General features: G+C 45.7%; 10 protein-coding genes. 7 read left to right on the top strand and 3 right to left on the bottom strand.

Going from position 1 to position 12,785, the window contains the following annotated elements; all coding sequences use genetic code 11:
- Nucleotides 1–178 precede the first annotated feature (178 nt).
- From ACR1R9_RS14640 to infC, 6 genes are all read left to right on the top strand, one after another.
- Nucleotides 179–1,264 carry an HAD-IIIA family hydrolase gene (locus tag ACR1R9_RS14640; RefSeq protein ID WP_433923324.1) on the top strand — a complete coding sequence of 362 codons (1,086 nt, stop codon included), beginning with the start codon at nt 179–181 and terminating at the stop codon, nt 1,262–1,264.
- Nucleotides 1,265–1,411: 147 nt separating this feature from the next.
- On the top strand, nt 1,412–3,349 hold the full coding sequence (locus ACR1R9_RS14635) for an LTA synthase family protein (protein ID WP_433923325.1): 1,938 nt from the start codon (nt 1,412–1,414) through the stop codon (nt 3,347–3,349).
- 194 nt (nt 3,350–3,543) lie between these two features.
- Entirely contained in the window at nt 3,544–4,551 is a 1,008-nt protein-coding gene (locus tag ACR1R9_RS14630; protein ID WP_076289715.1) for an LLM class flavin-dependent oxidoreductase, read from the top strand.
- 90 nt (nt 4,552–4,641) lie between these two features.
- On the top strand, nt 4,642–5,394 hold the full coding sequence (locus ACR1R9_RS14625; RefSeq protein WP_341143097.1) for a metallophosphoesterase family protein: 753 nt from the start codon (nt 4,642–4,644) through the stop codon (nt 5,392–5,394).
- Nucleotides 5,395–5,699: 305 nt separating this feature from the next.
- A complete protein-coding gene (locus tag ACR1R9_RS14620) occupies nt 5,700–6,632 on the top strand; it encodes a manganese-dependent inorganic pyrophosphatase (RefSeq protein WP_076289717.1) in 933 nt (310 codons plus the stop codon).
- Nucleotides 6,633–6,757: 125 nt separating this feature from the next.
- A complete protein-coding gene (gene infC, locus ACR1R9_RS14615; protein WP_076289718.1) occupies nt 6,758–7,249 on the top strand; it encodes a translation initiation factor IF-3 in 492 nt (163 codons plus the stop codon).
- Nucleotides 7,250–7,434: 185 nt separating this feature from the next.
- Here infC and ACR1R9_RS14610 read toward each other — a convergent pair whose 3' ends face one another.
- Complete coding sequence (locus ACR1R9_RS14610) at nt 7,435–8,262, bottom strand: protein-glutamine gamma-glutamyltransferase (protein ID WP_076289719.1); 828 nt, start codon at nt 8,260–8,262, stop codon at nt 7,435–7,437.
- A gap of 274 nt (nt 8,263–8,536) precedes the next feature.
- Here ACR1R9_RS14610 and ACR1R9_RS14605 point away from each other — a divergent pair, with 274 nt between their 5' ends.
- Nucleotides 8,537–11,284, top strand: a complete 2,748-nt coding sequence (locus ACR1R9_RS14605; protein WP_433923326.1) for a PAS domain S-box protein — start codon at nt 8,537–8,539, stop codon at nt 11,282–11,284.
- A 98-nt stretch (nt 11,285–11,382) separates the two neighbouring features.
- Here ACR1R9_RS14605 and ACR1R9_RS14600 read toward each other — a convergent pair whose 3' ends face one another.
- Together ACR1R9_RS14600 and ACR1R9_RS14595 are read right to left on the bottom strand one after the other, a co-directional pair.
- Nucleotides 11,383–11,595: a hypothetical protein gene (locus tag ACR1R9_RS14600; RefSeq protein ID WP_053779896.1), complete on the bottom strand. Its 213-nt coding sequence runs from the start codon at nt 11,593–11,595 to the stop codon at nt 11,383–11,385.
- A 142-nt stretch (nt 11,596–11,737) separates the two neighbouring features.
- Nucleotides 11,738–12,478, bottom strand: a complete 741-nt coding sequence (locus tag ACR1R9_RS14595) for a hypothetical protein (RefSeq protein WP_433923327.1) — start codon at nt 12,476–12,478, stop codon at nt 11,738–11,740.
- Between the last annotated feature and the right edge of the window lie 307 nt (nt 12,479–12,785).

Here is a 12,785-nt window from a genome sequence, read left to right as displayed (position 1 = left end):
GTATAATACGGAAATGATAGAGAGGCAAAAGCTTTTGTGGACATAACTTGTTTATGGTGTTCACTTGTCTGCTGTCAACGTATGACGATCACCTTGCGGATTCGTTACCTCTTTTTAATTTGAAATAAAAACGGAATTCATTTTCGTCCACAATGAAGCATAAGGAGAGACATCCAATATGACTACTTATGATAATCCCCCTATCCAGGCTATCTTTATCGACCGGGATGGCACCATTGGAGGTACAGATGAAATACGATACCCTGGTGAACTGGAGCTGTATCATGGAGTTGAAGAATCCATCCGGAAACTATCTGGACAGGGTATCCGATTATTTGGATTCACGAATCAACCGGGCATTACAAAAGGTAAGTCAACGATCAAAGCTTTTCAGCAGGAGATGAGGCTTTTTGGCATTGAGCACACTTATGTATGTCCTCACCCTGCCGAGGCTCAATGTGAATGCCGTAAACCACAACCAACGATGTTCAAACAGGCAGCACTAGAACATGATTTGAATCTTGAACAATGCATTGTTATTGGAGATCGGTGGTCTGACATGACTGCTGGGCGTGCAGCTGGCTGTTTATGCATATTGGTGTTGACCGGAGCAGGCATAGAGTCGCTTGAGGAGAACCGTACCCGATGGGAAGCGCTGGAGGCAGACTTTTTGGCTACTGATTTTAACGCTGCGGTACAGTGGATTTTACAAATGAGGGAGAAGCCAATCGGGGATGTTATTATTCGCCAAGCCTGTGCCGAAGATGCGGCTCGTCTGCTGGAACTACATCGGGCACTGGATCGTGAAAGTACTTATATGCTCTATAATCCGGGCGAGCGCAAGACCACGTTGGGCGGGCAGGCTCGTTTTATAGATCAGTTGAACGCTACTTCGAATAGTACAATATGGATCGCGGAGCATCAGGGCAAGATCATCGGCCATCTTACGGTCATTGGAGGCACAGCAGAACGTATCCGACATCGGGCAAGTATCTTTATTGGAATAAGACAGGCTCATACCGGCCAAGGCATTGGCAAAAATCTAATATCAGCAATGGAAGAGTGGAGACCTACTGCGGGTATTACTCGTCTTGAGCTGACTGTTATGAGCCATAATTTTAATGCGATAGCTTTATATCATAAGGTTGGTTTTAAACAGGAAGGAATCAAGCCTAAGTCTTTATTGGTAAATGGTACATATGTGGATGAAATTATTATGGGTAAGCTGTATGAGGACATGAACAAGAGCAGCTTAACTTTGTAGAAACGAGAGATTTCAGAAGAAGGAGTTTGCTTAAACTTTTTTTGTCTGCTGCCACCCCTCATGGAATACCAACCCCAAAACTGTTATACTAAAATATGCGTTTTGTAAAAGGAACGTAAAAATTTCAGATAAGGGTTGAAAGCGACCATGTTTAATTCCAAAAATGAGCGGACCTCATCACGGACCTTATTTGCCGTGTTATTCATTCTGATGCTGCTGAAGCTGTCGCTTTTGCGGTATTTCTTTTTCCAGGGTCTGTCCGGCATCGGTTTCGTTACTGACGCATTGGGGGCCCTGACAGTGGTATGTATCCTTGATCTGATCGTGCCAAAAGCCTGGAAGCGTTCAGTGTACGCAGGTTTTAATGTGTTGTTCTCGCTGGTATTGTTCGCAGCGACACTCTATAACGTACATTTCAGTTCGGTTCCCACATATACGGCACTCAGCGAACTGGGCCAAGTCGCCCAAGTGAGAGGCAGTATCGGACCTTTGGTAAGACCTGAGCACTTCCTGTTTTTTGTAGATATCGTACTGGCACTGCCCGTATGGTTTATCTTGCGCAGTCGTCGTGCCTCAGCTCGTAACAACAGCTATCGCGACAGTGGACTCCATTTCGGCAGAAGCCGGAGACGGTATTGGGGCAAGTTGGGTGTAGCCCTTACGGCTGCATTTTGTATCGTGCTGTCAGGCAGCTTCATTGTCAAAGGAGAAACCATTGATAATGAACTGGTTCGTGCCGAAAATCTTGGTTTCCTGAATTATCAGGTGTCATCTGCGATTCTGACGAGCAAAGAGAATGAAGCCATTGCGAATGGCAATATTAACGAAACCATCGACAAGATTAATCAACTGGTTAGCAAGTATCCGTATCAGGATAAATCGAGTCAGGGCACTGCTATCAAAACCAAATATTTTGGTCAGGCTAAAGGAAGTAACCTGATTGTTCTCCAACTGGAGTCATTTCAAAACTTCCCGATTAATGCTTCTCTCGACGGTCAGGTATTAACCCCCGTTCTGAATGATCTGGCAAAAGAAAGCTATTATTTCTCTCATTTTTTCCAACAGATCGGACAGGGAAATACGTCGGATGCCGAGTTCATGTCGAACACATCCATCTATCCAACCGGTGTTGTACCCATGTCAGCAGGGTATAGTGACCGTGATCTGCCAAGTCTTCCAAAACTGCTTGGTAAAGAAGGATATGAGTCAGAAACGTTCCACGTCAATGACGTCACCTTCTGGAACCGGAACAAAATGTATCCAGCGCTTGGATTTAATCGATACTTCGACAAACCTAGCTTCAAGAATGATAAGTTTAATGATTTTGGACCATCGGATGAGGAATTATATCGTGTAGGTGTGGAAAAAATGGCTGCGCATCAGGCTGCTAATCAGCCGTTCTATGCTCAGTTCATTACAGCTTCCAGCCACTCACCGTTTACGGTTCCTGCGGACCGGGCGAGAATTACCATCCCGGCCACAATCACCAATACGCTGCTGCATGATTACCTGCAAGCGATCAATTATACGGATTATGCAGTAGGTCAACTGATCAATGAACTCAAGGCAAACGGGTTATGGGATAATACAACACTCGTTATATATGGTGACCATTTCGGACTGCCGGCAAACGATGAGATTACTCAGCAGATCCAGACCAATCTGGGCGTGCCCTATGACGGTAAAGTTAGCCGCTTCAACATTCCACTCTTGATCCACACGCCAAAACAGGCGAAAGGTCAAGTTATAGAACAGCCTGGTGGTCAATTGGATATACTGCCAACGGTGATGAACCTGATGGGTGTCTCTTTGAAGGAAGAGAAATTCACAGCCTTTGGACACGATCTGCTTAACATGGACCATAATGCGTTCGGTATCCGGTATTACTTGCCGACAGGTTCATTTGTGAATAATGACATTATGTTTATTCCGGGTGCGGGCTTTGATGATGGAACAGCCTACTCGTTAAAAACGTATGAACCCGTCACGGATTTGGAGCCGTACCGTTCTGATTATGAGCACGTGCTCAGTTTGATGAAGCTGTCTGACGAGTATGTGAAGCTGTTACCCAAACGTGCACCGTAATTTAATTCTTATATGTATGAAATACTATAGCGTCACTGGCTCACGAGCTGGTGGCGTTATTTGTTTATTCATCGTACATCTTTACGTGTAATGAACGTGTAACTGAGAAGCAGATATCCTTTGAAACTGTAATCAATAATGTTACAATGGGAGATGCAGCCACTAACGCAGGATGACGAAAGGAATGAATATAGATGAAACTTAGTGTACTTGAACATGGACATATTAATGAAGGACGGACGGTACAGGATACTCTTCAGGAGACGGTAACGCTTGCCAAACATGCAGATGAATTGGGATTCTCCCGCTTCTGGATGTCGGAGCATCATGGCAGCGGAGCACTGTCATTTTCCAGTCCGGAAGTTATGATTGCACACGTTGCAGCACATACAGATCGAATTCGGGTAGGTTCAGGCGGCGTTATGCTGCCCCATTACAGTGCATATAAAGTTGCCGAGAACTTCCGTTTGCTGGAAGCGCTACACCCCGGCCGAATCGACCTTGGCATTGGCAGAGCACCGGGCGGTATGCCGATTGCCAGTAGAGCTCTGAATGAAGGGAAGTCATCGAATGTGCAATTCTTCCCGCAGCAGATTGCCGATCTGGGTGGATACTTTCATGAACAGCTGCCGGAGGATCATCGTTTTGCTTCCCTAGTAGCCGGACCATCCGTAACCACTGTTCCGGAAGTATGGTTGCTTGGCTCCAGTTCCGAAGGAGCAAGAATCGCTGCGGCACAAGGGACCGCATACGCGTTTGCCCAATTTTTCGGAACGCCGGGTGGGGAGGAAGCGATGAAGCATTATCGCAGACATTTCAAGCCTTCCATCCTCAATGACAAACCACATTCCATGATTGCGGTGTCGGCATTTTGTGCAGAGACCGAGGAAACGGCTGCTGAACTGGCTCGCAGCAATGAGTTATTTTTCCTGCGGCTTGGCCGGGGTCTGGAACAGAACTCATTCCCATCCCTAGAAACGGTGAACAACTATCCATTTACGGCCATGGAGATGGAACAGATCCGTCAACGCCGCTCTTTTTCCATTGTGGGTACACCGGATCAAGTGAAGGGAAAAATTACGGCAATGGCTGAACGCTATGAAGCGGATGAAGTTATTATTGCATCAGCGATTCACTCATTCGAGGATCGTTTGCGTTCATTCAGCTTGATAGCGGAAGCCTTTAATTTAAAGCAGGATTAATCGGTACTGAACGGGAATTATATTCTGAAATGGCTGGAACCTTGTTTAGCAAGGTTCCGGTTAACTCTTGCGTGATCAGGGAGAGGAGAGATTCACATTCGCAGATGTGTCATTAGTGATATTCATGGCTGTTACGACGAATTCAATGCTCTGCTTGAGCAGGCAGCATACGATCCGAAGCAGGACGAGCTGATTTTGTTAGGTGATTATGTCGACCGCGGACCGAAGAGCAAAGAGGTCGTGGAACAGATTATGCAGATGCATGAGCAGTACAACATTATTGCGATCAAAGGAAATCATGATGCGATGATGGTCAAGGCGCTGAATCATGATGTCGAGGAGTATGACAAACATTGGATTCGTAATGGTGGCTTACAGACGCTGGCCAGCTATGCCGAGGTTTCTTTGGATGATGAGCAATTGGACTGGGATGTTTATACTGAAGCCAAACAGTGGCTCCGTACACACTATGAGCATCATCTTCGTTTTCTGGAACAGCTTCCCCTTGTATACGAAATTCCTGGTTATATCTTTGTACATGCCGGGATTAATCCGGATGTGGAGGATTGGCGGACCCAGTCAGAGCGTGACTTCATTTGGATTCGGGAGCCGTTCTATTCCAGACCAACATCGCTCAAGGAGACGGTGGTATTCGGTCATACTCCAGTCAAAAATTTGCATAACGAGCCAGGTGTCTGGTTTGACCCCACGGGGGACAAGATTGGTATTGATGGCGGATGTGCTTATGGTGCTCGACTGAACTTGCTGGAGATCAGCGAAGACGGAAGTGTGCAGACTCTTTTTGTGAAAAGAGGAGAGACCCGTCAGGGTCCCGAGGTTTAATCCACGCGGCGAATTTCAAATAAATCCCTTAAACAAGAGTATAAATTAAATCCCGTTGAAGCTCTAACTTTTTACTTTCTTGAGAAAGTGGATTGGTATACATACCGACAATGGATCGAAGCTGGTGGAACGGCAGAGTTGTGCATTCGTTTACGGAGTATAAAGACAAGACCCTGACATGATTTTGTAATTAATTCGCTGTAAAGGGATTGGAATTAAGCCTTATTAACGCTATAATCAGTAAGGGTATGATTGAAATATTACATTTTATTCATCTAAATCAGAATTGACGGAGGGCTATTAATATGGAAAAAGCATTAATCTTCGGTCACAAAAATCCCGATACGGATACGATCTGCTCGGCCATTGCCTATGCAGACTTGAAAACAAAATTGGGTCAGGACGTTGAAGCTGTTCGTCTCGGTGAAGTAAATGGCGAAACTCAATTTGCACTGGACCAATTCAAAGTGGCAGCGCCACGTCTGATCAAAACAGCAGCTAACGAAGTGAATAAGGTCATCCTGGTTGACCACAACGAGCGTCAGCAAAGTGTCAGCGATATTGAGGACGTGACGGTTGTTGAAGTTATCGACCATCACCGGATCGCGAACTTTGAGACAAGCCAACCTTTGTATTTCCGTGCAGAACCTGTAGGTTGTACAGCAACCATTTTGAATAAATTGTACAAAGAAAACGGCGTGGAAATCAGCGCACCGATTGCTGGTCTGATGCTGTCCGCGATTATTTCCGACTCCCTGTTGTTCAAATCTCCAACATGCACAGAGCAGGATGTAGCAGCAGCACGTGAACTGGCTGCCATTGCTGGTGTAGATGCAGACAGCTATGGTCTGGATATGCTGAAAGCGGGCGCAGACCTGAGCCAGAAAACGATTGCTGAACTGATCTCCCTGGATGCAAAAGAATTCGCTATGGGTCAAGCAAAAGTGGAGATTGCACAAGTGAACGCGGTTGACGTGAATGATGTGCTTGTGAAGCAACCTGAGCTTGAAGCAGCGATTGAAGCCATTATTTCCAGCAAAGGTCTTGACCTGTTTGTATTTGTCGTAACCGACATCCTGAACAACGATTCCGTTGCATTGGCTTATGGTGCTTCCACCAAAGCTGTAGAAAAAGCGTACAATGTAACATTGTCGGATAGCAGAGCGCTGCTCAAAGGCGTAGTATCCCGCAAATCGCAAATTGTTCCAGTTCTGACCGAAGCGTTCAACTCGTTGTAAGATGCACAAAACCGACGTATAACCATTACGTTCAGATATACGATGAATATTCAGTTACAACATCCAAGCCTGCTCTTGATCTGTCATAGGTCAGGACAGGCTTTTGTTGTAGAGGAGGATGTACCATGATCAAAAATGAAAAGATTAAAGCGACTGAAGTCCAGTTGACCGGCCTGAACGGTGAAGATCTCGGCATCATGTCTACGCGAGACGCACTTGCACTTGCGAAGCAGCACAAGGTCGATCTGATCTGTATGTCTCTAATGACCAGCCCGCCGCCTTGCAAACTGATGGGCGCTGGAGCAGCAAAACAGGAAAAGCAGCAAGAGAAGAAGAAAGCTGCGAAAACACCGGATAAACGTAAAGTGAAGGAGATCCGACTGAATCTGCAGATGGAAGACCACGACCGGGAGACCAAGCAATCTCAGGCAGAGCGTATCTTGACGAAGGGTGATTCAGTGAAGCTCGTCATCCAGGTGCATGGAGCCAAGGAAGGGACAGCAGGTAAAGAATGGGCAGAACAGCTGTGCAAATCTCTGGCTGAGTATGGCAGTAAAACGACGGGTATTCAGGTAAGTGGCAAGCAGGTCGTTGTACAGTTAGACCCCATCGAATAATAACGATGAACGAATTCAGCTAAATAACAAGGAACGGTGGGACAATCCGGTTGTTATTAGGCTGGCTTATCTCAAATGCTCCAAAAACCCCGTGAAGCAACAGTTGTGCTGTTGCTTCACGGGGTTTTCAGCATGTAATATTGTTACAGCACTTTAACACCTAATGAATTACGCTTCAAGCCGGTTTAGGTTCGCAAATAACGGCTACTGCCAATGCGTACGTACAACTGTCCTGGCAGGACCGGGGTAGATGAGGCTGTCTGTGAATTCGCGTTACTGTTTTTAGCGTAGCGGGATAGATATAGAAAGTCAGGATAAATAACCGTATCCATTAAATAGGCTGACACTGTACTTCCAGGAATGCGATTTTGATTCAGTGAACGAATGATTTCTTCCCCGCTTGCAATTCCGATTCCATGACCATAATATAAGTCTTCACGCAGCATAACGGTATTCTCCCCCTGCCACTCTGGTGTTTCAGGGGAAACGTCCGGATTTTTGAAGTACAATACATCTCCAGGAAGCGCTGAGTCGCTGCCGTTCTTCTCCGTTAATCGCAGATCGCTGTCATAGTGCCAATCGTAGAGCAGCAGGTCGCGGAATAATGAATTGAAATCATCTTCCCGAATACTGTTCAATACACCGCCATAAAGGACAATGACAGTCGCTGTTGCACATTCAAAAGCATACAAATGACCATTCTTCCAAATGTCCCGGATTCCTTCAGCAGGCGTTACCTCAGATCTTAACTCAAAGCCACCTTCAGCATTTCGGTTCCAATAGGCAGGGTTACATCTGGATTTCTCAAACGAGGCAAAGCTGACCCCACTTCGATCGAGCGCTTCCGCTGCATCCACCAGAGACTCGCGCAACGTCCATTCAAAGTGGAGATGATCCATGGATTGATATGTGTATACGGTTGGACTGTTCTGTAGTTGTTGTAACCAATGCCATGCAAAAGCAGACCAATCCGAACGCACCAGCTCAATCGGTTGATTCGCAACAATGATCATAATCATAACCTCCAGTATCATTTGGATGTTCAGCCTTGTACAAACGGATATGCACGCGTATTCTGTAGTATATGACGCCACTTATATGGTTTTGTATGTCTACCAAGTACAGACAGCTTGAACACACGATAAGATTGTCGATAATTGCCTGGATTTTTGTTGATCTCGTTTATAAATCATGACATTTGGGGTACTACTCTTATAGATGAAGTTATGTTCAGGTCGATCTGTTCATACGGAATATATTCAGATTCCCCATAAAGGAGGATATGTGGTGTCGAATCCAATTGCAGAGAATCGCTCTCTGTTCGGGCAGTTATACACACATGCACCGATCGGCATTGCTGTTGCTTCGCATGTGAATGGACGTTGGCTTCAGCTTAATCCGGCATTTTGTGAAATGCTGGGGTGCAGTGAAGATGAATTGATTGACTCTCCGATTGTACATATGATCCATGAGGAAGACTTAGAGATGGAGGAGTTTAGGTCCCATTTCTGGGATATGACCAATGGAATAAGTCTGATGTATGAAACAGAGTTACGGCTTAAGCGCAAGGATGATTCTCTTCTGTGGGCCACGGTAAGAGCCTGCATCGTTAGGGATGAAACGAGCGGCGAGCCGCTTTATTTGCTTGTGCAGACAGCGGATATTTCGAAGCAGAAGGATGCAGAGAGTCGACTCATTATACAACGCAAGCAGTTGGAGGAGAGCAGTCGAATCTCAAGATTGCTGGTTGAATCCTCGCTTGACCTGATTGCCATTCACCATGCCGATCCGGAACGGACGTTCAAGTACGTATCTCCAGCCAGCCAAAGCATGTTGGGATATGATCCTGAAGAAGTCGTTGGTCAATCTGGAATGTTCTGCATTCACCCCAGCGATATACCTCTTGTCGAAGCTTACGTGGCGGGTCAAATTCAGGGCCTTGCTCCTGATCGAATGAGCTATCGGCTCCTGCATAAAGATGGTTCTGTTGTATGGGCAGATACCATCACTCATTATCTATATGACAAACAGGGGAATTTGCAGGAAATGATCGCGGTGACCCGTGATATTACAGCAAGTATGCAACAGCAGTTAAGTCTTCAAGAATACCAATCATTGTTCGACAGTAATCCACTTGGAGTTGCTTCATTGGATCTGGAAGGAAACCTGTTGAAGGCCAATGCAGGTCAGGAGCAGTTGACTGGCCACACCAAGGAGGAACTGCTTAGCGGGCCGTTTGATCATCTTATTGATCCGGTGGACCTGGATAAGACAAGGTATCATTTTGAACAGACCGTAAAAGGAACTGCACAGAGCTATGAGGTAGGACTGATTCACAAGAACGGACAGCGTATTGAAACGAGTGTGATTAATGTTCCGATTTTGCTCGAGGATCGGGTCGTAGGCGTCTATGGAATAACCAGCGATATTACGGAGTCCAAAAGGTATGTAGAGGAAATTGAAAATCTCAGTTATGAAAGGGCGTTGATTCTCAATGCCATGTCTGAGGGTGTCATTGGCCTGGATCAGAAAGGAAATCTGATATTTGCCAACCCGATTGCAACAGAGATGATGGATTTCTGTCCGTCTGAGATGAATGGCAAGCCGCTTGAAGAGATTATGTTACAAATGCAAAGTGAGGGTATCCCTTATCCATCCAATGGCACTCCAATTCTTCAAGCTGTACGTGAAGGGCGAAGCCTGCCGCGATCTGAGTCTGTATTTTGGAAGCAGGATGGCTCCAGCTTCTTGGCGGAGTTTCAATTAAAACCGATTATGGAGCAGGGGGACAATCGTGGGGCAGTTCTGGTTTTCCGCGATATGACATCGGTGAAGGAAATCATTCGTGCCAAAGAAGTGGCAGAACATGCGGATCGAGCCAAATCCGAGTTCCTGGCAATTATGAGTCATGAGCTTCGTACACCTCTGAATGGAATCATGGGCATGGCTCACCTTCTAAAAGAAACTGAACTGGATGAGGAGCAGAACGGCTTCGCTGATATCATCATCGACAGTGGTGAATCACTGCTGCATATTTTGAATGAAATTTTGGATTTCAGCAAGATTGAAGCAGGCAAAATGGATCTCGAACGACAGCCAGTGGATCTCAAGGCCGTTCTTGGCGGGGTTATGGAACTATTTGCGCTTAGAGCTTCCGAAAAGAATATTGAACTATACTGTGAAATGTCAGATCAGATTCCCGAACGCGTAAGAGGCGATGAAACACGGATTCGTCAGATTCTAATAAATCTGGTAGGCAATGCCGTCAAATTCACGGAGAAGGGAAGCATTCAGGTTCATGTGAACGTTAAGCCGGCGGAATTTTACAATGAGAATCACCTTATCTTGTTAGTTTCGGTCAAAGATACGGGCATTGGCATTCCGTTCAACAAGCAGCATCAACTTTTCCAGTCCTTCTCGCAGCTCGATCCGGCTATTAATCGGAAATATGGAGGTACAGGTCTGGGGCTGGCTATCAGCAAGAAGCTTGTGGAACTCATGGGAGGCGCCATTGGTGTACAGAGTGAGACAGGGGAGGGAGCGAATTTCCAATTCACCCTGTTACTTGAACGTTGGCAAGACGAGTCCACGGATCGGATTGAAGAGGTGGCTGATCACGACCTGAGGCTGGATCGTACAAGTCTTGCAGCGGGGATCAAAATTCTTATAGCTGAGGACCAGTCATTGAACAGTCATTTGCTGGAGGAAATGCTTCGTAAGCTCGGCGGTGTATGTGATATTGTGGAGAACGGTGCTGAAGCGGTGAAAGCATTGGAAAGGGAAACATACGACCTTCTCTTTATGGATATCCAAATGCCTGTTATGGATGGGATTGAAGCGACCTGTCGAATTAGGCAAAGCCATCCTGAAACTCCCGTCATTGCAGCCATCACAGCATTTGCAGGAGCGAACGACCGGGAAGCCTGTCTAAAATGCGGCATGCAGGACTTTATCAGCAAGCCGTTCAGCTCTACGGAAATAAGTCGTGTGCTAAACACATGGGTTCCGTATATTCGGTCCCAGCAAGAGCGCTGATGGTCTTTTGCACTAGGAATATAGAGATAAGAAAATAACCTGCCCCTAATTGAGGGAGCAGGTTATTTTGCATATCGTCGGTACTGCCCTGACAGATATCAGGACCATCCTCCAATTAACCCCGAAAGGGTTACGCACTCGTCATCTTCCAGTTCTGCAATTAAGGTAAGTTCTTCATTGTCATTGGGGTCCACCGAGAATAATTCACGGCGTCCATCTTCGTGGACAATTATGACCAACTTATTACCGCTTTTTGTATCAAACTGGTACTTTACTCCGATACCAGGCAAAGGGCATTCCCGGATATTCATGAAACCTGTCACCTCTTTAGCTTTTCCATAGTTAAGTTAACCGTTCACACAGTACGGATGTATTCTACTATCCATAACACCGTTTGGCAAGTCGGAAATGAAATCGTAGTCATCTCATCCAAACTTCTTGAGCTGAGGTTAGTTATACATTTCTACCCTGACGGGTTCGTCTGCGACGGACCATAAACCAGATAAGTAATGCAATGATCAGCACCAAGGCAATGCCCCCCGTAATTATGATGTTCCGAATATTCGGGACCTGTACGGTTAAATCCAGTTTATTCGTATTCAGTGGGGAGACGTGCCAAATAAGGGTTTTTCCATGATCTTCGACCAGATCTGCATTGGAATCCTGCACCTTGATTGGCAGTGTCAGCTTGAAATCAAAATTGACATCTTTCAACAGCAAGTTTTTGAGAAATCCGGGGACCTTGCTGATTTGGTCTTTGACTTCTCCATCAGGTATAGTCTGCAACAGGTCTGCTTCAGCAGCAATATGCAATTTGGAAGTGAAAAAGCCAGGTGTAGTGGATTGCTCCACCTTGATTCCATCAGGCAGATCCGACATGCTGAAGGTAGAGACGGTATTACTTTTCTCATAATGGGTTGTCGCTTTGAGTTGTGTCCGATCTCCCTGGTCTGAAACTTCGGCCTGGAAATTATTCTGTTTCAACGTATTTGCGAGCATTGTCATGAGATTCTCTTGTCCCATCATTCCCAAGGCTGAGTCGGTTACGCTGAGATTCAGATCCAGATCGGATGAACCGTCCATATTAACCGTGACATGAGCTTCACCATCAGCACAGGCGGATAGTAAAAACAGCATAAGAGTTAGTGAAAAAGCGAATAATAGCTGACGAAAATAGGTTGTGCGAGTCGACATTCAGTTCAAACCTTTCTGCGTGTAATCCAATTCCAATTCATAGATTTATAGTATACACCGTATGTATGGCGGATGAAACTTTTGCGAACTGTGAATCTGTGTTTTGAATATTTGGATGCAGATACGGTGGATGTGGAATAATCGAATTAGTAAGATGACGGTTGGAATTACAATGAAAAAGGACACAATATGTTGAGTGAAAATGAAGATTTCGTATTTTTGTCAATGTTCAGTCAATTCAAAATGGGTTTCACCGTGTAAACTGGTAGTAGTGTGAAGAAATACGGAGCAGGGGGGTTACATTCAT

Source organism: Paenibacillus taichungensis (assembly GCF_050994985.1).
GTDB lineage: Bacteria > Bacillota > Bacilli > Paenibacillales > Paenibacillaceae > Paenibacillus > Paenibacillus taichungensis.
Note: the sequence above shows the minus strand (reverse complement) of the source record. Positions and strands in the feature narration are given on the sequence as shown.